21 protein-coding genes are annotated in these 23,850 nt (G+C 73.0%); 8 read left to right on the forward strand and 13 right to left on the reverse strand.

The window, feature by feature from the left end:
* Positions 1-28: 28 nt before the first annotated feature.
* Together STBA_RS25875 and leuA are read right to left on the reverse strand one after the other, a co-directional pair.
* Positions 29-673 (reverse strand): TerB family tellurite resistance protein, encoded by a 645-nt coding sequence (locus tag STBA_RS25875; protein WP_366510883.1) that lies wholly within the window; start codon positions 671-673, stop codon positions 29-31.
* A gap of 114 nt (positions 674-787) precedes the next feature.
* On the reverse strand, positions 788-2,521 hold the full coding sequence (gene leuA, locus STBA_RS25880) for a 2-isopropylmalate synthase (RefSeq protein WP_077061517.1): 1,734 nt from the start codon (positions 2,519-2,521) through the stop codon (positions 788-790).
* Positions 2,522-3,031: 510 nt separating this feature from the next.
* Between leuA and STBA_RS25885 the strand changes: the two genes are divergently transcribed.
* Positions 3,032-4,270 (forward strand): histidine kinase, encoded by a 1,239-nt coding sequence (locus STBA_RS25885; RefSeq protein ID WP_253194994.1) that lies wholly within the window; start codon positions 3,032-3,034, stop codon positions 4,268-4,270.
* A complete protein-coding gene (locus tag STBA_RS25890) occupies positions 4,267-4,941 on the forward strand; it encodes a response regulator transcription factor (protein WP_077061518.1) in 675 nt (224 codons plus the stop codon). The genes STBA_RS25885 and STBA_RS25890 overlap by 4 nt, the downstream gene beginning before the upstream one ends.
* Before the next feature lie 25 nt (positions 4,942-4,966).
* Here STBA_RS25890 and STBA_RS25895 read toward each other — a convergent pair whose 3' ends face one another.
* Positions 4,967-5,902, reverse strand: a complete 936-nt coding sequence (locus STBA_RS25895; protein ID WP_077061519.1) for a hypothetical protein — start codon at positions 5,900-5,902, stop codon at positions 4,967-4,969.
* 141 nt (positions 5,903-6,043) lie between these two features.
* Complete coding sequence (locus STBA_RS25900) at positions 6,044-7,207, reverse strand: PP2C family protein-serine/threonine phosphatase (RefSeq protein WP_253194996.1); 1,164 nt, start codon at positions 7,205-7,207, stop codon at positions 6,044-6,046.
* 76 nt (positions 7,208-7,283) lie between these two features.
* Here STBA_RS25900 and recO point away from each other — a divergent pair, with 76 nt between their 5' ends.
* The 3 genes from recO to STBA_RS25915 all read left to right on the forward strand — a co-directional run bounded on the left by recO (position 7,284) and on the right by STBA_RS25915 (position 10,618).
* Positions 7,284-8,033 carry a DNA repair protein RecO gene (gene recO / locus STBA_RS25905; protein ID WP_077061520.1) on the forward strand — a complete coding sequence of 250 codons (750 nt, stop codon included), beginning with the start codon at positions 7,284-7,286 and terminating at the stop codon, positions 8,031-8,033.
* A 49-nt stretch (positions 8,034-8,082) separates the two neighbouring features.
* Entirely contained in the window at positions 8,083-8,910 is an 828-nt protein-coding gene (locus STBA_RS25910) for an isoprenyl transferase (RefSeq protein WP_077061521.1), read from the forward strand.
* A 109-nt stretch (positions 8,911-9,019) separates the two neighbouring features.
* On the forward strand, positions 9,020-10,618 hold the full coding sequence (locus STBA_RS25915; RefSeq protein WP_077061522.1) for a hypothetical protein: 1,599 nt from the start codon (positions 9,020-9,022) through the stop codon (positions 10,616-10,618).
* Between the two features lie 5 nt (positions 10,619-10,623).
* On the opposite strand, the gene STBA_RS25920 is transcribed toward STBA_RS25915, so the two are convergent.
* The 5 genes from STBA_RS25920 to STBA_RS25940 form a co-directional block, all read right to left on the reverse strand.
* The gene (locus STBA_RS25920; protein ID WP_077061523.1) at positions 10,624-11,676 is read right to left on the reverse strand and encodes a methyltransferase; all 1,053 of its coding nucleotides are present in this window, start codon (positions 11,674-11,676) and stop codon (positions 10,624-10,626) included.
* A gap of 92 nt (positions 11,677-11,768) precedes the next feature.
* Positions 11,769-12,176 (reverse strand): Fur family transcriptional regulator, encoded by a 408-nt coding sequence (locus STBA_RS25925; RefSeq protein WP_077061524.1) that lies wholly within the window; start codon positions 12,174-12,176, stop codon positions 11,769-11,771.
* Between the two features lie 59 nt (positions 12,177-12,235).
* Positions 12,236-13,111, reverse strand: coding sequence for a metal ABC transporter permease (locus tag STBA_RS25930; RefSeq protein WP_077061525.1), 876 nt, complete (start codon positions 13,109-13,111; stop codon positions 12,236-12,238).
* Positions 13,111-13,872, reverse strand: coding sequence for a metal ABC transporter ATP-binding protein (locus STBA_RS25935; RefSeq protein ID WP_077061526.1), 762 nt, complete (start codon positions 13,870-13,872; stop codon positions 13,111-13,113). Before STBA_RS25935 ends, STBA_RS25930 begins: the two co-directional genes overlap by 1 nt.
* A gap of 23 nt (positions 13,873-13,895) precedes the next feature.
* Positions 13,896-14,930 carry a metal ABC transporter substrate-binding protein gene (locus tag STBA_RS25940; protein ID WP_077061527.1) on the reverse strand — a complete coding sequence of 345 codons (1,035 nt, stop codon included), beginning with the start codon at positions 14,928-14,930 and terminating at the stop codon, positions 13,896-13,898.
* Positions 14,931-15,113: 183 nt separating this feature from the next.
* Here STBA_RS25940 and STBA_RS25945 point away from each other — a divergent pair, with 183 nt between their 5' ends.
* Positions 15,114-16,496 (forward strand): glycine--tRNA ligase, encoded by a 1,383-nt coding sequence (locus tag STBA_RS25945; RefSeq protein WP_077061528.1) that lies wholly within the window; start codon positions 15,114-15,116, stop codon positions 16,494-16,496.
* Positions 16,497-16,559: 63 nt separating this feature from the next.
* Here the strand turns inward: STBA_RS25945 and STBA_RS25950 are convergent, their stop codons facing one another.
* The gene (locus STBA_RS25950; protein ID WP_077061529.1) at positions 16,560-17,129 is read right to left on the reverse strand and encodes a Uma2 family endonuclease; all 570 of its coding nucleotides are present in this window, start codon (positions 17,127-17,129) and stop codon (positions 16,560-16,562) included.
* Positions 17,130-17,212: 83 nt separating this feature from the next.
* Positions 17,213-18,493 (reverse strand): MFS transporter, encoded by a 1,281-nt coding sequence (locus STBA_RS25955; protein WP_077061530.1) that lies wholly within the window; start codon positions 18,491-18,493, stop codon positions 17,213-17,215.
* A gap of 125 nt (positions 18,494-18,618) precedes the next feature.
* Between STBA_RS25955 and STBA_RS25960 the strand changes: the two genes are divergently transcribed.
* Positions 18,619-19,359, forward strand: coding sequence for a TetR/AcrR family transcriptional regulator (locus STBA_RS25960; protein WP_077063601.1), 741 nt, complete (start codon positions 18,619-18,621; stop codon positions 19,357-19,359).
* A complete protein-coding gene (gene dusB, locus STBA_RS25965) occupies positions 19,356-20,501 on the forward strand; it encodes a tRNA dihydrouridine synthase DusB (RefSeq protein WP_077063602.1) in 1,146 nt (381 codons plus the stop codon). Before STBA_RS25960 ends, dusB begins: the two co-directional genes overlap by 4 nt.
* Positions 20,502-20,534: 33 nt before the next feature.
* Here the strand turns inward: dusB and STBA_RS25970 are convergent, their stop codons facing one another.
* A complete protein-coding gene (locus STBA_RS25970) occupies positions 20,535-22,460 on the reverse strand; it encodes a glycogen debranching N-terminal domain-containing protein (RefSeq protein ID WP_077063603.1) in 1,926 nt (641 codons plus the stop codon).
* Positions 22,460-23,791, reverse strand: coding sequence for a trehalase family glycosidase (locus STBA_RS25975; RefSeq protein WP_077061531.1), 1,332 nt, complete (start codon positions 23,789-23,791; stop codon positions 22,460-22,462). Before STBA_RS25975 ends, STBA_RS25970 begins: the two co-directional genes overlap by 1 nt.
* Positions 23,792-23,850 lie beyond the last annotated feature (59 nt).

A 23,850-nucleotide genomic window follows, 5' to 3' on the forward strand; every position in this document is an offset into this window, starting at 1 on the left:
CGGCCCGTCGGCGCGGTCGTTACGGTCGTTACGCGGAGAGCGCCGCCGTCGCCAGCAGCCGTTCGGTGTCGGCGGGGCCGAGGCGCAGGGCCTCGCCGATCACCGACAGCATGGCCAGCTCCGAGGTCCGGTACGGCCCGTCGGACAGCGCGATGCGGGCCCCGTGCAGCAGCAGGCTCTCGCGGCCCGGGCTCGCCAGGTGCGGGGTCAGCGCCGACAGCGCCTCGCGCACCTCCCGGTCCAGCTGCGCGGGGCTGTCGGCGGCCAGCGCGGCCTGGAGCGTCAGCAGGCGCTCCTCGGTGCAGTCCGCGAACCCCGCCGCCCGCACCGCCTCGACCGCGGTGCGGCGGGTGGCGGCGTTGGCGGCGGCGTTGTCTCCCGTGGCGAGCAGGGCCAGCGTGATGGAGTGGACGCCGTCGCGCAGCAGCGCGGTGAGCCGCGTGGTGGTCGGCTGGTTCAGCGCGCCGAGCGGGAACCGGCCGCGGCAGGCCACGCATTCCACCACGGGCTCGGCCGCCCCGCGGGGCAGCACCGGCAGCCCGAGCAGCGTCAGCCTGCGCCGCCCGTTCAGCCGCCGGTAGCAGCGGTCCCCGCCGCACGAGACGCAGAAGAAGTCCCCGTCGTCCACCACACGCCAGGCCGTGCGGACGCCCGCCATCCGGGAGTGCACCACGCCGTACCTCCGTTACCCGCTGGCAACATTGCCGTGGGCGTGATGTTAACCACACTCCACCGTCGGCGTCAGTAGTGCGGACGCACAAACAGCGCGCGGCCCCGCCGTCGTGCGCTACCGCGCCGCGCGGTTGACGGCGGATACGACCGCCTTCAGGGAGGCGCGCACGATGTTGGCGTCGATGCCGACGCCCCACAGCACCCGGTCCCCGATCGCGCACTCGATGTACGCCGCGGCCTGCGAACCCGCGCCCTCGCTCATCGTGTGCTCGACGTAGTCAAGCAGCCTGACCTCGTCCCCGACCACGCCCGCCGAGCCCAGGGCGTCGAAGAACGCGGCGAGCGGCCCGTTGCCCGTGCCGGTCAGCACGGTGTCCGCGCCGTCCACCACGGCCTCCACGGTCAGCGCGTCCTCGCCCTCGCTCGTCGTCGAGGTCTGCGCGTCGCGCAGCGCGATGCGGCCCCAGCCCGTGCCCGGCACCGGCAGGTACTCGTCGGAGAAGACCTCCCAGATCTGCCCCGGGGTGACCTCGCCGCCCTCGGCGTCGGTCTTCTCCTGGATGATGCGGGAGAACTCGACCTGCATGCGGCGCGGCAGGTCGAGGCTGTGGTCGTTCTTCAGCACGTAGGCCACACCGCCCTTGCCGGACTGCGAGTTGACCCGGATGACCGCCTCGTAGGAGCGGCCGACGTCCTTGGGGTCGATCGGCAGGTAGGGAACGTCCCACACGCCGCCCGCGCCCTCGGCCGCCATCGCCTCGAACCCCTTCTTGATGGCGTCCTGGTGGGAGCCGGAGAAGGCCGTGTAGACCAGGTCGCCCACGTACGGGTGGCGCGGGTGGACCGTCATCTGGTTGCAGTACTCCCAGGTGCGGCGGATCTCGTCGATCCCGGAGAAGTCGATCATCGGGTCGACGCCCTGCGAGAACAGGTTCATCCCCAGGGTCACCAGGTCCACGTTCCCGGTGCGCTCGCCCTGCCCGAACAGACAGCCCTCCACCCGGTCCGCGCCCGCCATCAGCGCCAGCTCGGCCGCCGCGACGGCGGTGCCGCGGTCGTTGTGCGGGTGGACGGACAGGCAGACGAACTCACGCCGCGACAGGTGGCGCGACATCCACTCGAAGCGGTCGGCGTGCGTGGACGGCGTGGACCGTTCCACGGTGGCCGGCAGGTTGAGGATGATCTCGCGCCCCTCGGCCGGCTGCCACACGTCCATCACCGACTCGCAGACCTCCAGGGCGAAGTCCAGCTCGGTGTCGGTAAAGATCTCCGGGCTGTACTGGTAGCCGAACGCCGTCCGGTCGTCCAGCAGCTTCTCCGCGCACTTCACGACCAGCCGGGTGCCGTCCACCGCGATCTGCCTGACCTCGTCCCGCCCGCCGCGGAAGACGACGCGGCGGAACGTGGGGGCCGTGGCGTTGTACAGGTGGACGGTGGCCCGGTGGGCGCCGACCAGCGACTCGACGGTGCGCTCGATCAGCTCCTCGCGGGCCTGCGTCAGCACGGAGATGGTGACGTCCTCCGGGATCGCGTCCTCCTCGATGATGGAGCGCACGAAGTCGAAGTCGGTCTGGCCCGAGGACGGGAACCCGACCTCGATCTCCTTGTAGCCCATCCGTACCAGCAGGTCGAACATCGCGCGTTTGCGCGCGGGCGACATCGGGTCGATCAGGGCCTGGTTACCGTCGCGCAGATCCGTGGACAGCCAGCGGGGGGCGGCCGTGATGCGCGCTTGCGGCCAGGTCCTGTCGGGGATGTCGACCGCCTCGTAGGGGCGGTACTTGTGGATCGGCATTCCGGAGGACCGCTGGGTCACGGAGGCGGCGGTCAGCGGCGTCGGCTTGCTCATGATGCGTGTCTCCTGGGCGTCGGCCGGGGCCCGGACTGTGCCCCGGTGGGAAAGAGGGCCGACGGCAACGCCGAACTCCGCGGGGAGGGGGCCGGCCGTAGGTGACTACAGACCCTCGCCGCGGCAGCTAAGGAGGAGCATCCCGAAACGCATCGCTCGGCAAGCCTAACCCGCCCCGCGCCACCCGCCCCGGCCGTATCAGCATCCGAGACGTCCACCGGGCGCCCCGCGCGCTACTCCCCGGGGAGTAACGCGCCCGGCCTGCCCCCGGCCGCAGTACCAGCGACCTCGCCCCGCAGGACGACGCGCCGGCCCGCGGCGGCGGGGGAGCCTGGAAGCCTGCACAGCAAGCCTGCACAGCGGAACGTACGAGGAGGCGGCCCATGGGCACCGGGCATGTGACAGCCGAGCCGATGAACGGACGCGGCCTCGTCCGCGCGGTCGGCGCGCTGCCCGGCACGTTCACGGCCCGCCCCGCGGGCGCCGCCGCGGATGGCCGATGATGAACGCGTGTCCGTGATCAGGGATCTGCTGCAACCGGCGCGGCCCGAGGGCGAGGAGGACCCGGAGCACCGGGTGTTCCGGCGGGACGGGGCGATCGCCGCGTGCGTCGGCCTGCTGTGCGCCACCCTCGCCGTGACCGTCGAGCACGACGGCGGCCCGCTGGACGCGCTCGGCTGGCTCCTGCTGGCCGGTGCGGTGGTGCCGCTGGCATGGCGGCGGCTCCGGCCGCTGCCCGTGCTGGTGCTGTGCCTCGCCTTCGCCGCGCTGTACCACGCCCTGGACTACACCCACGCGGCGCCGTTCGCCGCCTCGGCGCTGGCGATCTTCACCGCCGCCGCCACGGGGCCGCGGCGGCGCACCCTGGGCATGGCCGTGCTCGTGGTGGCCGTCATCCTGGGCGTGTGGGGATCGACGGGGCCCGAGGTCGGCCTCGAAATGCTCCAGGTCTCCGGCTGGATCCTGGCGGTGATCGCCTTCGGCGAGGCGGTGCGCCTGCACCACCAGTACCTGGCCGCCATGCGGGAACGCGCGGAGCGCGCCGAGCGCACGCGCGAGCAGGAGGCCGCGCGCCGGGTCGCGGAGGAGCGCGTGCGCATCGCGCGCGACCTCCACGACCTGCTCGCGCACACCATCACGCTCATCGGGGTGCGCGCCTCGGTCGCCTCGCACCTGCTGACCGCCGGGCCCGAGCGGCTGGACCGGGCCGCGGTGGCCGAGACGCTCGACAGCATCTCCGGCACGTGCCGGGACGCGAAGGCCGACCTGCGCACCACCCTCCAGGTGCTGCGCGGCGACGGCGAACGGCAGTCGGAGGGGCCGCTGCCGGGGCTCGCCGGGCTGCCGGACCTGGCCCGGGCCGCGGAGGCCGCGGGCGCCCGGGTCGAACTGGCCCTCGACGCGGCGGAGCCGGTGCCGCAGGCGTCCGGGGCGGCGGCGTACCGCATCGTGCAGGAGGCGCTGACGAACGCCGTCCGGCACGCGGGCGCCGAGGTGCTGATACGGGTGTCCGTCCGGCGCGACGGGCCCGACCTGCGCATCCGCGTCCAGGACGACGGGCCCGCGGCGAACGGCGGGGCCGTGCCGTCCCCGACCGGAAAGACCGCGGCCGACCCGCCCGGTTACGGCATCGCCGGGATGCGGGAGCGGGCCCGCAGCATCGGCGGCACGTTGCTCGCCGGCGCCCGGGAGGACGGCCCCGGCTTCGTCGTCACCGCCCGGCTGCCCGCCCAGGAGGCCCCCAGATGATCAGAGTGCTCCTCGCGGACGACCAGACGCTCGTCAGGTCGGCGTTCGCCATGCTCATCGACTCGGCGCAGGACATGGCGGTCGTCGGTCAGGCCGGCACCGGCCGCGAGGCCGTGGAACTGGCCGGCACCGCGCGTGCCGACCTGGTCGTCATGGACATCCGGATGCCCGACCTCGACGGCATCGAGGCGACCCGCCGCATCGCCGCGGAGGAGGATCTGGCGGGCGTCAAGGTGCTGATCCTCACCACCTACGACACCGACGAGCACGTGGTGGCGGCGCTGCGCGCCGGGGCCTCCGGCTTCCTGGTCAAGGACACCAGGCCGGCCGACCTGCTCGACGCCGTCCGCATCGTCGCGGCCGGCGAGGCGCTGCTCTCGCCGGGCCCCACCGCCCGGCTGATCGCCCGCGCGCTGCGCGCCCCCGACGCCCCGGGCAGCACGGCATCGCCCGCCGCGCTCGCCCGGCTGTCCGACCGGGAACGGCAGGTGCTGGCCCTGGTGGCGCGCGGTCTGAACAACGCGGAGATCGCCGACGCGCTCGGCCTGTCACCGCTCACCGCGAAGACGCACGTCAGCCGCATCATGGGCAAGCTCGGCGTGCGCGACCGGGCCCAACTGGTCATTGTGGCCTACGAGTCGGGCCTGATCACCCCGCGCGCCCCGCAGTGAGGCCACCGCGCCCCGCGGGGCGGGCTCACAGGTCGGACATGGCCAGCATCAGGTCCATGTGGTGGGTCAGCAGCCGCCCCGGCCGGTGCTCGGTCGCATCGTCCGGGATGTGCACCCGCACGCCGGGCCGGTCCCCGTCGACGCGCTCGACCTCGCTGTCCGCGTATGCCTCATCGTCCTCGTCGAGCACGGTGCGCAGACTGTCGGCGACCCGGTCCGCCGCGTCCTGGTCGGCGCTGATGCTGCACAGCACGCTGGAGGTGTCCTCGGGGGACTCCGCGAGCAGCCCCACGGCCCAGACGAGCACCGCGCTGTCCGGATCACGCTGTATGACGTCCACGCGGTAGACCTCGTTGCCCAGGCAGCGGCTCAGCTCCTGATAGCCGGGGGCCTCCGCGAGCGGGGTACCGCTCGCGGAGCCGGCCGGGTCGAAGCCCTCGCGGCCCCAGGTGATCTCCTCGTCGGTGACCTGGAGCACGGGCTGCCCCTCCGGCCCGGTCCACACGGGTGCCTCGCCCGACGGCTCCTCGCGGAAGCCGTCCGCGGCCAGGTCCTCGGCGACGGCCGCGGCGTCGAAGTCGCCCGCCCAGAAGCCCCACTGGTCCTGGAAGCCCACGGTGACCGCGGTGTGCGCGGCGGCCGGGTCCAGGCCGTAGCGGTGCTCAGGCACGGTCAAATCATTGAACAGCGGCGTGCCGAAGTCCTGGACGAACGTGAACCGCTGCTCGTCCGCGGCCAGCAGCTCCTCGGCACGTTCGATGTCCACCCAGGCCAGGCCCTCGGGTGGCGCGTCCGCGTAGGGCACCTTCTCCAGCGCGCTCAGCAGGGCACCGTCCGGGGAGCCCGCGCCCCAGGGCGGCTCGTCGGAGCCGGAGCACGCCGTTGCCGCGGCGAGTAGGAGCGCGGCCCCGAGGGCCACGGGGCGGAACCGCCACCGGGTACTGTCGCTGTCGGCCGTCATGGCCCGGAGCCTAGCCGCGAGCCGGGGGCTGGTATGGGGCCGTACCGAACCGTTGCCGTTCCGGGGTCGCCCGGTGACGCGGAGTCCCCGGCTCCGGTCGTGCCCCGGTCGTGCCCCGGCCGTGCTTCGGCCGTGCTCCGGTCAGCGGGCCGGGTCCGCCGGGCAGGGGGGCATACGGCGGACGGCCAGGATGGCCGTGTCATCCGCGAGCCGCCCGCGGGTGTGGGCGAGCACCGCCACCTCCACCCGGGTCACCACGGACTGGGGCGCGAGGTCGTCGCCGGCCCGCAGGAGGTGCTCCGCCAGCGGCAGGAACGCGCCGTTGCCGTCCCGGGCCTCCGTCACCCCGTCCGTCACCAGCAGCAGTGTTTCACCCGTGCCGAACGGTACGCGCAGCACGGGCGGCAGCCCGCCGGCCAGCCCGGCCAGCCCGAGTGGCGCGCCGGTGCCCTCGGGCAGGCTCCGCACGTCGGAGGGGGTGAGGGCCAAGGGCCCGCCGTGACCGAAGTTGACCAGCTCGACGCAGTCGGTGCCCGTGGCGGGAAAGCCGACGAGCACGGCCGTTGCGAAACGTTCGTCCCGCTGGCCGAGTTCGGCCATGTAGCCGTTGTGCCGCCGCATCCGGCTCTCCAGGCGTTCGGCCACCACGGCCAAGTCCCTTTCGTAGTAGGCCGCCTCCCGGAACGCGCTCAGCAGCGCCGCCGCCGCGTCCACCGCGCCGGTGCCCTTGCCCTGAACGTCGCCGAGCAGCACGCGCGCTCCGTGCGGCGAGGGCTGCACGTCGAAGAAGTCGCCGCCCACCCTGGTCTCGATGTCCGCGGTGAGGTAAAGGCTCGCGGTGTCCAGACCGCCCGCGCCCGGCGGGATCGGGCGCAGCACGGCGAGCCGGATGGCGTCCGCCGCGTTCACCACCCGCCGGATGTGCCCCCGCGCCCGCCCGCTCAGCCAGGAGGCGAGCACCGCGAGGGCGGCGCCGGCCACCACGAGCAGGAAGTCGGCGGGTCCCTTCTGATAGCTGTAATCCCAGGCGTTGTCCAGCACGACGTAGGTGAGCACGGACAGCACGCCGAAGATCAGGGTCGCCGCGACTCCGCACAGCGCCGCCGCGATGCCCGGCACCAGCACGATCCAGGTGATGATGCGGAAGTCGCCCGAGCTGTTCCAGTCGCCGATCGCGATGGCGGCCAGCAGCGCGGCGGGCAGCACCCAGGAGACGTTCAGGCGGCCGATGCGCAGGGCAGGCTCGCCGGGGATCAGAACCCTGCGGAGCCACGTGGTGCGGCGGGGCGTCAGGGTGGGGTCCACCTTCCCACCATCCGCGAGGCGGGCCCGCCCCGCCCGGCGGGGGTGGGCCGAACGGGGCATGGGCCAGAATGGCCGCATGAGTCTGTTCCGCGACGACGGCATCGTGCTGCGCACCCAGAAGCTGGGTGAGGCGGACCGGATCATCACCCTGCTCACGCGCGGTCACGGCCGGGTGCGCGCCGTGGCGCGCGGGGTGCGGCGCACGAAGTCGAGGTTCGGGGCGCGCCTGGAGCCGTTCTCGCACGTGGACGTGCAGTTCTTCGCGCGGGGGAGTGCGCTGGTGGCGCGCGGGCTTCCGCTGTGCACCCAGACCGAGACGATCCGGCCCTACGGACGGCACATCGTCGACGACTACGGCCGGTACACCGCGGGCACCGCGATGCTGGAGACGGCGGAGCGGTTCACCGACCACGAGGGCGAGCCGAACGTTCAGCAGTACCTGCTGCTGGTGGGCGGCCTGCGGACGCTCGCCGCCGGGGAGCACGCGCCGGGGCTCGTGCTCGACGCGTTCCTGCTGCGTTCGCTGGCCGTCGGCGGCTACGCGCCCAGCTTCGCGGACTGCGCCAAGTGCGGCATGACCGGGCCGAATCGCTTTTTCTCCGTGGCGGCGGGCGGTTCGGTGTGCGGCGACTGCCGCGTGCCGGGCAGCGTCGTGCCCTCGCCCGAGGCGCTGCGGCTGCTGGGCGCGCTGCTCACCGGCGACTGGGCGACCGCGGACGGCGCGCAGGCCAGGCACGTGCGCGAGGGCAGCGGTCTGGTGTCGGCCTACCTGCACTGGCATCTGGAAAGAGGGCTGCGGTCCCTGAGGTTCGTCGAGAAGGGCTGACCGGGATACCCTCGGTGACAGGACCGCAACGACTAAACGGAGTTCCCCTATGGCTCGCCGCGGAATGCTGGCGCCTGCGCGGCGCAGCGAATACCGGGTTCCCGACCCCCACCCGTCGGGTGCGCGTCCGCCCAAGCTGCCCGGTGAGCTGGTGCCCGGGCACGTCGCGATCGTCATGGACGGCAACGGCCGGTGGGCCAAGCAGCGCGGGCTGCCGCGCACCGAGGGGCACAAGATCGGCGAGCAGGTCGTGCTCGATGTCGTCAAGGGCTGCATCGAGATCGGCGTGAAGAATCTGTCGTTGTACGCCTTCTCCACGGAGAACTGGAAGCGTTCGCCGGACGAGGTCCGGTTCCTCATGGGCTTCAACCGGGACGTCATCGACCGGCGCACGGAGGAGCTGCACGCGCTCGGCGTGCGCGTCCGGTGGGCGGGGCGCGAGCCGCGGCTGTGGAAGTCGGTGATCCGCAAGCTCCAGACCGCGGAGGAGCGCACCCGGGACAACGAGGCGATGACGCTCTACATGTGCGTCAACTACGGCGGGCGCGCGGAGATCGCGGACGCCGCGGCGCGCCTCGCCGAGGACGTGCGCGCCGGCCGGATATCGCCGGAGAAGGTGAACGAGCGCACGCTGGCCCGGTACATGTACTTTCCCGACATGCCGGATGTCGACCTCTTCCTCCGTCCCTCGGGCGAGCAGCGCACGTCCAACTACCTGCTCTGGCAGAGCGCCTACGCGGAGATGGTCTACCAGGACGTCCTGTGGCCGGATTTCGACCGGCGCAACCTGTGGGACGCCTGCGTCGAGTACGCCTCGCGTGACCGCAGGTTCGGCGGCGCGATCCCCAACGAGCTGCGGTCCAAGCCCGGCTCCTGACCGTTCCCGCGTGGGTGCGTGCGATGCGCGCGCACCCACGTGTTCTTCCCCGCCTGTTGCACACATGTCACTCTCCTGTCGGTGATATCAAATCCCCGACGAGAGGCCCATGTTGACCCGACATCCGCTGCGCACGGCGGCCCTGGCGTACACCGCCACCATGGCACTGCTGTCCGGCGCGTTCCTCCCCGCGGCCGGCGCCGCACCCCCGGCCGCACCCGCCCCAGCACTCCCCGCCGCACCCGCCCCCGACCCCGGGCCGCCGCCCGCCTCGGGCCCGCAGGAGCCGCTGGCCGAACGGGGCACGCGCACCGAACGGCAGCGCGCCCTCGACGCGCTGGCCTACCCGGGCGCGGGCGCGCCCGCCCCCGCCGGTGAATTCGGCCTCGCCGCGGGCAGCGCTCTCGGCGGGCGCATCGCCGACCTCGACGCGGCCCTGCCGAAACAGGGCGTGCAGAACCTGCTCTCCCAGGCCAACAGGACGTTGCGCACCGGCGCCGCCTGCCCGGACCCGTTCGGCGTGGGCGACCCCGTCTCCGGCACCGACCCCACCCCGAAACCGCCGCTGGAACCGGCCGAGCTGTACTGCTTCGAGAACGACGACACGGTCACCACCGAGTGGATACCCCAGGCCGTCACCGGCGTCTCCGACGCCCAGCAGGACGAGGTCTGGGGCGAGTCGAGCCGCCCGCTGATCACCGGCTGGTACGACAGCCAGAACCCGGGCCGCGGCAACGGCTGCACCCCCTCGGAGTCCGACGCCTGCAACGAGAAGGGCGTCCGCATCTCGTTCATCGACCCCGAGACCCGCACCTACCGGCACGTCCTGCTGGTGTGGGCGTACTACAACAGCTACGGGAACATCTCCTTCGACGCCGTCCACGCCAGCGAGAGCCCGCTCCAGAACGGCATCCACGCGGGCGGCATGGTCTGGTACGGCAACTACCTGTACGTCGCCGACACGTTCAACGGCATCCGCGTGTTCGACATGCGCTTCATCATGGACCTCAACCCCGACCAGGACGCCTCCCGCGACGACCCCACCCCGGACGGGCTGACCAGCAACGTTCGCGACAAGCGGCAGGTCGGGCGGCAGAACGGCGTCTGGTACGGCTACGGCTACCGGTACGTGATGCCGCAGGTCGCGTCCTGGCAGTTCAGCTCGACCCAGTACAACACCGGCTCCTCCTCGTCCTGCGCCGACGTCGGCGCCCCCCGCGCCTCCTACCTCTCCCTCGACCGCAGCGGCACCGACCAGCTGCTCCTCGGCGAGTACTGCCGGCCCTCCACCGCCCTGCCCTCCACCGGCCGCGTCGGCGCCTACCCGGTGGCGGCCCTGGCCGCCACCACCGGCAGCGTCCGGGCCGCCTCGGGCACCACGTACTTCCTGCCCGTACACCAGGTGCAGGGTGCCGTTCGCTACCACGGCGACTGGTTCATCAACCAGAGCCACCGCTACAGCAACGGCAGCCTGTGGCGCGCCCGCGTCACCGCGGGCAGCCTGACCCTGACCGGCGGCGAACTCCGCACGGCGGTCGGCCCCGAGGACTTCTCCTACGAACACGGCGAGACAACGGGCCGCCCCGCACGCCTGTGGTCCGTTTCGGAACACCGCCACACCATCGACGACCCCTCGTGCACGGGCAACACCCCCTGCGGCAGAGTCCTGTACGCCCACCTCGCCTCCGACATCCTCGCCGAGCCGTAGGCGGGTCAGCCGGCGGGAGCGGCCTCGATCAGCGCGAAGGAGTGCGGCGGCGGCAGCGGGGTGATCACCGGCGCGGAAAGACCCGCCGCAAGGCAGAGGTCCGCGAACTCCCCGCGGGTGCGCTCCCGCCCGCCGACGTTCACCAGCATGTTCAGATCGCTCAGATACGGCAGCCCGCCGAACGCCTCCTCGGCCCGTTCCGGCAGCAGCGGCTCGACGACAAGGACCCGGCCGTGCGCGGGCAGAACCTCGGCGCAGCGCCGCAGGAGACCGGCGCACTGTTCGTCGTTCCAGTCGTGGATCACGCTCTTGAGCAGGTACAGATCGCCACCGGACGGCACCGAGACGAAGAAGTCGCCGGTCACCGTCTCGGCCCGGTCCGCGACGCCCGCGTCCGCGAAGACGCCCGCAGCCTGTGCCAGCCCCTCGGCCGTGTCGTACACGACGCCGCGCAGCACGGGGAACGCCGTCAGCACGGCGGCCAGCAGCGTGCCGTCGCCGCCGCCGACGTCCACGACCCGCGAGAACCGGCCGAAGTCGTAGGCGCCGGGAAGCGCCTGGGCCGCCGCCCGCGTGCCCTGGCTCATCGCGGCGTTGAACTCGGCCGACAGCTCGGGCCGGCGCCCGAGGTGGGCGAAGAAGTCGGCGCCGAACACGGCGTCGAAGGAGGTCTCGCCGGTGCGGACGCTGTCCGCGAGCCGTTCCCAGGCGCGGGTCATGACCGGATCGGAGAACATCCGGACGAACGAGGCGTAGGAGTCGGGCCGCCGCCCGTCGAGCAGCGCGCCCGCCGGGGTCGCGGTGAACGTGTCGGGACCGCTCTGGGCCAGCAGCCCGAGACCGGCCAGCGCGCGCAGCAGCCGGAGCGTCGCCACGGGCTGCGTACCGCACTCCCGCGCCACATCGCGGGCCGTACGCTCACCCTCGCCGATCCCCTCCATGACACCAAGCTCCACCGCCGCGCGCAGCGTCTGTGCCGCCATGGTGCCGAAAACGAGCTGAGTCACCCGCCCCCGCTCACTCGGAACCCGCGGCCCGGCCGTCTCGTCGTCTGCCATGCACAGCTCCCTCGCCGATCCCGGAACAAGTGAGGTAAGCCTAACCTTACTCGCCGAGGCGCGGGCGGAAATCCGCGGAATCCGCGTGCGGTTCAGGTGGTGCAGTCGCCGCAGGTGCCGAAGATCTCCACCGTGTGGTCGACGTCCCGGAAGCCGTGTTCGCGTGCGATCGTGTCGGCCCACTTCTCCACCGCGGGGCCCGCCACCTCCACCGCCTTGCCGCAGGAGCGGCACACCAGGTGGTGGTGATGGTCGTCGGTGCTGCACCTGCGGTAGACCGCCTCGCCGTCGCTGGTGCGCAGCACGTCGACCTCGCCGGCGTCGGCCAGGGACTGGAGAGTCCGGTAGACGGTCGTCAGGCCCACGGAGTCGCCGCGGTGCTTGAGCATGTCGTGCAGCTCCTGCGCGCTGCGGAACTCGTCGACCTCGGCCAGTGCCGCCGCCACCGCCGCGCGCTGGCGCGTCGACCGGCCTCGCACCGGCGGTTCTGCCGTCCCCACGTCTGGCCTCCCTGCATCCGGCATCCGTGCCCCGGCCAGGGTAGCCGCTTTCCCGGCCGTCACGAACGGACAGCCGGATCGGCCTTCGCCACGGCGGGGGCAACGGGCGCGGCCCGGCGGGCGCGGCGCCTGGCCAGAGGCAGGGCGAGGGCGGAGATCAGCAGGAACAGGCCGAGCGCAATGAGCACGATCGTGGCGCCCGGCGGGACGTCGACGTAGTACGAGGTGACCGTTCCGGACACCGAGACCAGCACGCCGATGGCCACGGACAGGGCCAGTGTCATCGCGAATCCGCGGGTCGCCTGCTGCGCGGCCACCACCGGGATCACCATGAGCGCGCTGACCAGCAGCAGCCCGACGACGCGCATGGCCACCGTGACGGTGGCCGCCGCGGTGACGGCGAGCAGCAGGTTCAGCGTGCGGACCGGCAGGCCGGTGACCCGCGCGAACTCCTCGTCCTGGCAGACGGCGAACAGCTGACGGCGCAGGCCGAGGCAGATCAGCAGCACGAAACCGGACAGGAACGTGATCGCGGTGATGTCGGACGGGGAGACGGTGGTGACCGAGCCCCACAGGTAGGAGGTGAGGTTCGCCGTCGAGCCGCCCGGGGCCAGGTTGATGATCATGACACCGCCCGCCATGCCGCCGTAGAACAGCATGGCCAGCGCGATATCCCCGCGCGCCCGCCCCCAGGAGCGCAGCAGCTCCATCGCGACCGCGCCGAGCGAGGACACGGCCACCGCCATCCAGACCGGGCTGGTGTCGAGCAGGAAGCCGAGCGCCACGCCGGTCAGGGCGACGTGGCCGATGCCGTCGCCCATGAGGGCCTGCCGGCGCTGCACCAGGTAGATGCCGACGGCCGGTGCGGCAACGCCGATCAGCAGCGCGGCCAGCAGGGCCCGCTGCATGAAGGGGTAGTCGAGGAGTTCGAGCATCAGAGGATTCCGGTCCGGAGGGTGGGCGTGGCGGAAAGCTCGTCGGCGGCGGTCGGCGGGTGGCAGGCGGTCTGCGTGCCGGGCAGGCGGCCGGGCCGTTCGACGGTGCGCTCCACCCGGCCGTCCGCCAGGACCACGGCCCGGTCGATGAGCGGCTGGAGCGGCCCGAGCTCGTGCAGCACGAGCAGCACGGAGACGCCGCGGCCCAGCGCTTCGCGCAGCGTGTCCGCGAGCACCTGCTGGCTGTCCAGGTCCACGCCCGCCAGCGGCTCGTCCATGATCAGCACGTCCGGCTCGCCGGTCAGCGCGCGGGCGATCAGCACCCGCTGGTGCTGGCCGCCGGACAGGTCGTTGACGGACTCCGCCGCCCGGTCCGCGAGGCCGACCAGGCCGAGCGCCCGGTCCACGGCGGCCCGGTCGGCCCGGCCGAGCGGGCGCAGCCGGCGCCGGGCGAGCCGCCCGGCGGACACGACCTCGCGCACGGTGGCGGGCACGCCGGCGGCGGCGGTGGAACGCTGCGGCACGTAGCCGACGCGCGCCCAGTCGCGGAACCGGCGGACCGGCGAGCCGAACAGAGTCAGCTCGCCCCCGGTGACCGGCACCTGGCCGACGACGGCCCGCACGGCCGTCGACTTGCCCGACCCGTTGGCGCCGAGCAGTGCGACCGCCTCGCCGGGGCGCACGGCCAGGTCGATGCCGCGCAGCACGGGCCGCCCGCCCAGCTCGGCGGTCACCTTGGCCAGCGATATGACGGTCTCCATGGGGTCACCGCTTCCGTGGTCGGTCAGGATGCGCCCAGTGCCTCGCGCAGGGCCTGAAGGTTGGCGCGCATCACCTCGAAGTAGTCAGCGCCGGGGGAGTCCTCCGTGATTCCCTCGAGGGGGTCGAGGACGGCCGTCTCCAGACCGAGGTCGCCCGCGAGCGTACGCGCGGTCTCGTCGCTGACGAGGGTCTCGAAGAAGATGGTGCTGACGTCGTCCGCCTCGGCGATCTCCTGGAGCTCGCGCATGCGGGCGCCGCTCGGCTCGGACTCGGGGTCGAGGCCGCTGATGGACTCCTCGTGCAGACCGTAGCGCTCGGCGAGGTAGCCGAACGCGGAGTGCGTGGTGATGAACGTGTCGGTCTCCGTGGTGGCGAGCCCCTCGGCGAACTCCCCGTCCAGGGTGGCCAGCTCGTCCGTCAGCTCCGCCGTGTTCCGCTCGTAGTCGGCGGCGTGGTCCGGGTCCTGCTCGGCCAGCGCCGCGCCGAGCCCCTCGGCGACCTCGGCGTACTTCACCGGGTCGAGCCAGACGTGCGGGTCCTGGCCGCCGTGGTCGTGCCCGTGGTCGTGGCCCTCGTGGCCCTCGTCCTCGTGACCGTGGCCCTCGTCCGCGTGCTCATCCGCGTGCTCGTCCCCGTGGTCATCCTCGTGCGCTTCCTCCTCGCGCAGGGTGGTGAGCGAGGAGGCTTCGACGACGTCCTGCGCCCCGGACTGCTCGATCGCCTCGTCCACAGCGGGCTGAAGCCCGGCCAGGTAGACGACGAGGTCGGCGTCGGTCAGCTCTGCGGTCTGCCGCGGGCTGATGTCCAGGTCGTGCGGCTCGGCGCCGGGCTCGGTGAGGGTCTGGACGTCGACGTGCTCCCCTCCGATGCGTTCGGCGAGAAACTCCAGGGGATAGAACGAGGTGACCACGTCCAGCCGGCCGCCGTCCCCGCCGCCCCCACCGTTGTCGCCGTCGTCGGAACCGCATCCGGTGAGCACGCCGAGCGCCGTGATGCCGGCGACCAGGGCGGTGGCGGATATTCGGGAGCGGGAGCGTGAACGGCTTCTTGCGGTCATGACAGCCATTTTCAAGTTATGTGGAAACGATTGTCAAATGTGTCAACATGAGTGTGATCAGCGCCTCCTGTCGGGGGATACCGGGAGGCGGTCGGCCTTCCGCTCAACCGATTTGCTGCGGGCCCCTCGTACGCCGGTAACCTGAGGCAATCCCATGTCGTCCTTCGTCCTGAAGAGAGCACCGTGGCCGCCGACAAGATCGACACCATCGTCAGCCTCAGCAAGCGCCGTGGCTTCGTCTACCCCAGCAGTGAGATCTACGGGGGGCAGCGCGCCGCCTGGGACTACGGACCGCTGGGAGTGGAGCTGAAGGAAAACGTCAAGCGCCAGTGGTGGCGCGCCATGGTCACCTCGCGCGACGACGTGGTCGGACTCGACTCGTCGGTCATCCTCGCCACCGAGGTCTGGGAGGCTTCCGGTCACGTCGCCACGTTCACCGATCCCCTGACCGAATGCACCTCCTGCCACAAGCGCTTCCGCGCGGACCACTTGGAGGAGGCGTACGAGGCGAAGCACGGCCACCCGCCGGCGAGCGGCCTCGCCGACATCAATTGCCCGAATTGCGGGAACAAGGGCTCGTTCACCGAGCCCAAGCAGTTTTCCGGGCTGCTGGCCACCCACCTCGGGCCGACCCAGGACACCGGCTCCGTCGCGTACCTGCGCCCGGAGACCGCCCAGGGCATCTTCACCAACTTCGCCGCCGTGCAGCAGACGTCGCGCCGCAAGCCGCCGTTCGGCATCGCACAGATGGGCAAGTCCTTCCGGAACGAGATCACGCCGGGCAACTTCATCTTCCGCACGCGCGAGTTCGAGCAGATGGAGATGGAGTTCTTCGTCAAGCCGGGCGAGGACGAGCAGTGGCACGGGTACTGGATGGAGCAGCGCTGGAACTGGTACCGCGACCTCGGCCTGTCCGAGGACAACATCCGCTGGTACGAGCACCCGAAGGAGAAGCTGTCGCACTACTCGAAGCGCACCGTCGACATCGAGTACCGCTTCAGCTTCGGCGGGTCGGAGTGGGGCGAGCTGGAGGGCGTCGCCAACCGCACCGACTACGACCTCAACTCACATTCCAAGGCGTCGGGCCAGGACCTGAGCTACTTCGACCAGGAGGCGGGCGAGCGCTGGACGCCGTTCGTCATCGAGCCGGCGGCCGGCGTGGGCCGCACCATGCTGGCCTTCATGCTGGACGCCTACCGTGAGGACGAGGCGCCCAACGCCAAGGGCAAGATGGAGAAGCGCGTCGTGCTCGGCCTCGACCCGCGGCTGTCCCCGGTCAAGGTCGGCGTGCTGCCGCTCTCGCGCAACCCGCAGCTGTCGCCGAAGGCCAGGGACCTGGCAACGGCGCTGCGGCGCAACTGGAACATCGAGTTCGACGACGCGGGCGCCATCGGCCGCCGCTACCGCAGGCAGGACGAGATCGGTACGCCGTTCTGCGTGACGATCGACTTCGACACGCTCGACGATAATGCGGTGACTGTTCGTGAGCGCGACTCCATGAAGCAGGAGCGGGTCTCCCTGGACCAGATCGAGTCCTACCTGGCCGTCCGCCTCGTCGGCTGCTGACCCCCCCCCGTTGACCCCCGGCCCCGGCCCCGCCGTTCACCGGCGGAGCCGGGTCGGCCGGGCTCAGCTCTCCCAGTCCGAGGTGTCGATATCGCAGCCGAACGGCGCCGGAACGTGCGCCGTCTCGCCGAACTTCGTCTCCACGGCGGTCCGGTAGCCGTCCTCCGCGGAGGGCCGCGAGTACACCACGACCCGTGAGACGAGCATGTCCACCAGGACATACACCGGGACTCCGGCCCGGCCGTAGCTCTCCACCTTCTCGGAACGGTCCCGCTCGGCCACCAGGGACAGCGCCTCGCCCGGCAGGCGTGTGCTGTCGATGCGCGTGGCCGCCGCCTCCGCCACGTGTACGTCCGGCCCGAAGCCGCGAAGCCGCTCAGGGAAGACGTACAGGCAGGGCGCCTGGCTGATCCGGTGCCCCTCCGGCGCGTGCGGCTTCAGCTGCTCCGCCAGGGAATCCATGACGTCGAGGCAGAACCCTTTGGACCACGGCGACACGACGATGACTCCCCCGACGATTTCCGCCTGGTAGCCCGCGGGCACGTCCATCCGGTCCAGCGCTTGGCAGAGCTCCTCGAACTCCGCAGCGCCGGAAAGGTCTGTCCTCTTCGGCCGCTCCGTCATCACCGTCATGATGCGCCCCCTTCGGCAGTCGTGCCAGTATGCGTTCAGCGTACGAGCCGACACCGACAGTGAGGCTCGCGGCCGGGCCGCGGTCACGGCCGCGGCGCCTCCTCGGCCGCGGGGCCGGTGAGGGAGGCGCGGCGGAGGGCGGGGAAGGCGGCGGCGACCACGAGGGTGGCGGCGACGCAGACCAGCCCGCCGGTGATCACCGCGGCGCGGGCGCCGGTGAACTCGGCGAGGAGGCCCATCGAGGCGTTGCCGAGCGCCGGGGAGACCGTTGCCTGGACCATCCACAGGCTGCTCACCCGCCCGCGCAGGCTCCGGGGCGTGCCGTGCTGGAGAAGCGCCGAGCGCAGGGTCTCGGATATCAGGTCGCCGAGCCCGGCGAGCGCGAGCAGGAGCAGTGCGAGCGGCAGGAACGAGGCCGCGCCGAAGCCCGTCAGCGACAGGCCCCACAGCAGAACGGCCGCGACGAGCGCGTGCCCGCCGGCGCGGCGGGTCCAGCCGCTGGTGGCCGCGCCGACGAGGGCGCCGAACGCGGGGGCGGCGTACAGCAGGCCGACGATGCCCGCGCCGCCGCCGAACTGCTCATCCGCCAGCACCGGATACAGCGCCTGCGGCATCGTGAACACCATCGCCGCGGCGTCGATCAGCAGCAGGCCGACGATCAGACGGTGGCCGCGCACGAAGCGCAGCCCGGCCGCCACCGCGCCGAACGCCTGCCTGAGGTCCCGGCCGGTGTCTGTGCCGGTGCCGGTGCCGGTCCGGGCGGGCGGCAGCGGCCGGACGAAGAGAAGGGCGACGGAGAAGGCCAGCAGGCCGACGGCGTCGATGGCGTAGCAGAAGGCGAGTCCTGGCCCGGCGATCAGGACGCCGCCGAGTGCGGGGCCGAGCAGGGCCGCGAGCTGGGTGGCCGCCGCGGTCAGGGCCCCGGCCGCGGCGAGCCGGCCGGTGCCCACCAGGTCGGGGACGGCCGCGAGCATGGCCGGGCCGCCGAGACCGGCGAGGAGTCCGGTCAGGCCGGTGGCGACGTAGATGACCCACAGCTGCGGCTCGGGCAGCAGCGCGTTGACCGCCAGAGCGCCCGCGGCCAGGATCAGCGGCGGCCGGGTGGCCAGCAGCAGCCGACGGCGGTCCATGCGGTCGGCCAGGACGCCGCCCGCCAGGACGCCGACGACCAGGGGCAGGGCGCGGGCGAGTCCGGTGAGTCCGATGTGGAGCGGTGATCCGCTGAGGTCGTAGACCTGCACGGCCACGGCGACGCCGGTCATCAGGGTGCCGATCAGCGCTCCGGCGAAACCGGCGAACAGCAGCCGGAAATCGCGGCTGCCGCGGAGGGGGGTGAAGTCCATGGCAAGAGACGCCAACGGCATGAAGGGCTCCGGGGGACACGCTCGCGGTGAGCAGGTGAGGTAAGCCTTACCTGCTCAGCTTGTCCGGCGCAGGAATTAAAGTCAACATGTGTGAAGTTCAGTGGCTTGCTAGCCTCGTGACCCTGATGAGCAGCGACCTTCCCCCGTCCCGCCGTCGGCCGACCCACCGCAAGGGCCGCGCCACCCTGACCCGGGAGTCGGTCGGTCGCGCCGCCCTCGACTTCCTCGGCCACCACCGGCCCGCCGAACTGACGATGCGCTCGCTCGCCGCCGCCCTCGGCGTCTCGCCCCGCGCGCTCTACAACTACGTCGAGGACCGGCGCGACCTGATCACCGTGGCGGCCGAGATCTTCGAGGCCGACTGGCGCCTCCCACCGCTCGACCCCGCGCCCGGACGCTGGCCGGAGAGCCTGCGTGCCATGTGCCGCGATCTACGCGCGCATTACCGCCGCCACCCCGGCATGACGACCCTGGCCCTCGCCGAGAACGTCACCGCGGCCCGCCACCCCGTCATGCTGCGGAACGTGGACGCCCTCATCGGCTTCTTCGCCGGCCTCGGGCTGCCCCTGCCGGACGCCTACCGGGCCTGTATGGAGTCCATCCGGCTCGTCGTCGGCTTCGTCGAGTTCCAGGACTCCCCGTACGATCGGCCGCCCGCCCACCTCGGCCCGGCCGGCACGGCCCCCCTGCCGCCGTGGCTCACCCCGGACGGCGCGGACGAACTGCCGCACCTGAGCCGTCTCGCCGCGGAGATGCCCGACGGGACCGGCTCGCCCGACGAGTTTTTCGAGTTCTCCCTCGATGTCCTCGTCGGCGGGATCGCGGCCCGCCTGCCCGACGCGGAAGGAGGACAATGGTCCCCATGACCGTGCCCGTACCACCGCTCCAGATCGGCCCGCACACCGTGGACCCGCCCGTGGTGCTCGCCCCCATGGCGGGCATCACCAACGCGCCGTTCCGTACCCTGTGCCGGGAGTTCAGCGGGGGCCGGGGGCTGTTCGTCAGCGAGATGATCACCAGCAGGGCCCTGGTCGAGCGGAAAGACAAGACGATGCGGCTCGTCCACTTCGACGCCGCGGAGAAGCCCCGTTCCATCCAGCTCTACGGCGTCGACCCGCACACCGTCGGCCGGGCCGTCCGCATGATCGCCGACGAGGGCCTGGCCGATCACGTCGACCTCAACTTCGGCTGCCCCGTGCCCAAGGTCACCCGGCGCGGCGGCGGCTCCGCCCTGCCGTACAAGCGCCCGCTGCTGCGCGCCATCCTCCGCGCCGCCGTCGGCAATGCGGGCGGGCTGCCGGTCACGATGAAAATGCGCAAGGGTATCGACGACGACCACCTGACCTACCTGGACGCCGGCCGCATCGCCGTCGACGAGGGCGTGGCCGCCATCGCGCTGCACGGCCGCACCGCGGCCCAGCACTACGGCGGTGCGGCCGACTGGCGTGCCATCGCCCGGCTGAAGGAGGCCGTGCCCGAGATCCCGGTGCTGGGCAACGGTGACATCTGGTCGGCGGACGACGCGGTGCGGATGCTGCGTGAGACCGGCTGCGACGGCGTCGTCGTGGGCCGCGGCTGCCTGGGGCGGCCGTGGCTGTTCGGCGACCTGGTGGCCGCGTTCGACGGCCGCGGGCCTGCCGGGTACGCGCGCCCCTCGCTGCGGGAGGTCGCCGACGTGATGCTGCGGCATGCGGCGCTGCTCGGCGAGTGGCTCGACGACGAGCCGCGCGGCGTCATCGACTTCCGCAAACACGTCGCCTGGTACACCAAGGGCTTCTCGGTCGGCTCGCCGGCCCGCCGCCGGCTGGCCGTGGCCGCGTCCCTGGCGGAGCTGGCCGCGCTGCTCGGCGAGCTGGACCTGGACCAGCCCTGGCCGGACGGCGCCGACGGCCCGCGCGGGCGCACCTCGGGCCGCAGCCGCGTCGTGCTGCCCGACGGCTGGCTGGCCGACCCGCAGGACGCGACCGTGCCCGGCCGCGAGGCCGAGCACGACACCTCCGGCGGCTGACTCTCCCCCGCGACCCCTGCGACCCCCGCGACCTCAGCCCTGCGTCGTCGCCGTCGTCGTCACCGCCGTAAGCAGCGCGAACGGGGAGGCCGCCGACCACGCCTGCGGCCAGCACGCGTCCGGGTAGGACACCGGCTCCGGGTGCTCGGCGCGCGCGTAGCCCGCGATCACCTCCGGCATCCGGAAGCCGGACCGCGCCGCCATGTCGAGCAGCCCGCGCGTCAGCCGGGCCGCCTCCTCGTGCAGTCCGTAACGGGCCAGACCGAGCGCGGCGATGGCGCTGTCGTGCGGCCAGACGCTGCCCCGGTGGTACGACAGCGGGTGGTACGCCTCCTGCCCGGCCGCCAGGGTCCGCAGGCCCCAGCCGGAGAAGAACGCGTCGGACAGCAGCCGGCGGCCCACCGTTTCGCCGTGGCGCTGGTCGAGGAGGCCCGTCCACAGCAGGTGGCCCGCGTCCGAGCCGAGCGCGTCCGCCCGGCGGCCGGCCGCGTCGAGGGCCAGCGCGGGGAAGTCCTGCTCCGGCAGCCAGAAGTCGGCGAGGAAGCGCCGCCGGAGCTGCGCCGCCGCGTCGTCCAGGCGGCCCGCGTACGCCGTGTCGCCCCACGCCGTGCGCGCCAGGCGGGCCGTGCGCCGCAGCGCGTCGTACGCGTAGCCCTGGGCCGCGGCGGACCGGATCACGCCGCGGACCGGGGTGCCGTCGGCGTGGCAGATGGCGCCGGCGGAATCCTTCCAGCTCTGGTTGGCCAAGCCGCCCTCGTCCGCCTGATACATCAGGTAGCCGTGGTCGGAAAGACCGCCGTACTGGAACATCCACTCCACCGCGGCGCGCGCGTGCCGCTCCAGGCGGTGGGCCAGCTTGTCGTCGCCGGTCGCCTCGGCGTGCGCGCCGAGCAGCATCAGGAACAGCGGCGTGCTGTCGACCGAGCCGAAGTACCTGCCGTATGGCACCTGCCCGAAGTAGGCCAGCTCGCCGTGGCGCAGCTCGTGCACGATCTTGCCGGGCTGCGCCAGCCGGTCCGGGTCCTCGCCGGTGGCCTGGGCGGCGGCGAGCGCGAGCAGGGTGGCGGCGGCGGTCTCGGGCCGGCTGGGCAGGGTGAACAGCGAGGTGATCGCCGCGTGCCGGCCGAAGAGGGTGAGGAACCACGGCGCGCCCGCAGCGGGCACCCGCAGCGCCTCGCCGTCAGGTCCTGTGGCGGCCACCCGCAGCCCGGACAGGTCGGCGAGGCCCTGGGCGCAGGCCGGGGCGAGCCCCGGCCAGCCCTCGGGAACGGCCGGGGTGTGCGCCGCGGCGGGCGGGAAGACGTCCGCGGCCTCGGCGGCCGGCTCCGGCACGCCGTGCGGATGCGCCTCGACCCGCAGCGCCAGCTCGGCCGAGCCGTGCGGCGGCAACTGGAGCCGCCAGCACAGCCGTCTGGCGCCACTGCCGGTCTCCTCCACCGCGTCCGGCTCCGGCCGCGCCGAGACCACCGTGCGCGCATGCCACTCGCTGCGCCGGTAGCCGAACTCGATGCCGTCGGGGCGGGCGGCCCGCGTGCGCACGGCGTGCGGCTTCTCGTACCAGCGGTGGTCGGCGCGCAGCTCGAACTGGTCGGCGAAGTCGGCGTCGACGGTCAGCGCGATCAGCGCGGCGCAGGGCGTGCCGCGGTTGCTGCTGAGCCGGAGGCGCTCCACGAGCGCGCCCTCCGCGATCCGCTGCTCGCGGAAGACGGTCAGCGCGGGGGCCTCGGCGCGGCTGGCGGGCGGCGTCAGCACGGCCGTGGCGGCGGCGCCGCTCGCGGTGGCGGGCACCAGCACGGTCGGCGTGGAGCCGTCGACCGTGAGCTGCCAGCGGCTGAGGTGGCGCGCGTCGCGGGCGAACAGGCCGTGCGGGTGGGTCCCGCGTTCGCCCGTGATGTCGCCGGACGGGCCGACGGCGGCGAAGGTGCCGTCGTGGACGAGCAGACAGTGGCTGGTGGTGATCACCGAGCTACCTCCGCGAGCAGGTCGATGGTGAGGGCCGCGGTCCAGCTGAAGTCCCGGGTGCCGCGCGCGTCGCCCGAGAACGGGTCGACGTACTCGGCGAACCCCGAGGCCACCGCGGCCTGGAGGACGGTGGTGCGGATGGTGTCGGCCCGTTCGTGCGCGCCGTGCCGCCGCAGGCCGCGTTCGAGGAGCCAGTTGACGTTGAACCAGGCCGGGCCGCGCCAGTACCGCGCCGGGTCGAAGGCGTGGCCGGTCAGGTCGTAGCTCGGCGCGAGGCGCGTGGTGCCGCCCAGGCCGAAGCGTTTGCCGCGCAGCGTGCGGACGAGGGCGGCGGCGACGTCCCCCGGCAGGCCGGGGACGATCAGCGGCAGCAGGCCGGCCGCACTGTACTCGTGGATCTGGGTGCCGCCGATCACGTCCTGGCACAGGAACATGCCCTCGTCCGCGTTCCACAGCCGCTTCAGCAGCGCGGTGGTCAGCTCCTCGGCGCGGACCTGGTGATCGGACGGGTCGGCGCCGAGGACGGCGGCGATGTCCCCGAGGGCGTGCTCCGAGGCGATCAGCAGCGCGTTGACGCCCGGGTCCTCGACGGCGAACGGGTGCCCGTCGTCGTCCGCGTACTGCTGGCCGCGGTACCGCTCGGCCAGCCGGACGTAACGGCCGTAGTCCAGGTCGGTGGGCCGGTCGGCGGGGCAGCCGTGGTCCAGGTCGGCCCGGTGGAAGGAGCCGGTGGCGGCCGGCTCGATCCGGGCGAGCGGCGGGTCCCAGCACGGACTGTTGTCCATGCCGGACTCCCAGGGGTGCACGATTGACGCCAGGCCGCGCCCGCCCAGGTCCCTGCGCTCGGTGAGGTAGCGCTGCCAGGCCACGAGCCGCGGGTAGACCCGGGGCAGGAAGCCCCGCCGCACGGACGCGGCGGGGTCGGCCCGGTGCACCAGCCAGGCCGCCAGCGCGTGGATGGGCGGCTGGATGATCCCCGAGGTCTCGACGCCGGCCGGCGCCCCGGCCTTGTCGCCGGCCGTGGACGAACGCCAGAAGTCGGGGCTGGGGAAGTAGGCGCTGAGCGGCACCGACGGATTGAACACGATGTGCGGGATACGGCCGTCGGCCCACTGCGCGGCGAGCAGCGTCTCCAGCTCGCGCTGGGCGCGGGCGGGCGACAGGTGGCGCAGGCCGATGGCGATGAACCCGGAGTCCCAGCTCCACTGGTGCGGGTAGAGCGTCCGCGAGGGGACCGTCGAGGAGCCGGTCCAGTTGCCGGAGAGTACGCGGCGCGCGCCGTTGTATGCGATTGAGGGGAGGGTGGCTGGCTGGTCAGCGCGTTCCACGAGGGCTCCGAAGACGTTGGCCGCGCCCGCCGGCGTGCGGGCGCACCGTTTGTTTTGTC

This window comes from Streptomyces sp. MP131-18, assembly GCF_001984575.1.
Taxonomy (GTDB): domain Bacteria; phylum Actinomycetota; class Actinomycetes; order Streptomycetales; family Streptomycetaceae; genus Streptomyces; species Streptomyces johnsoniae.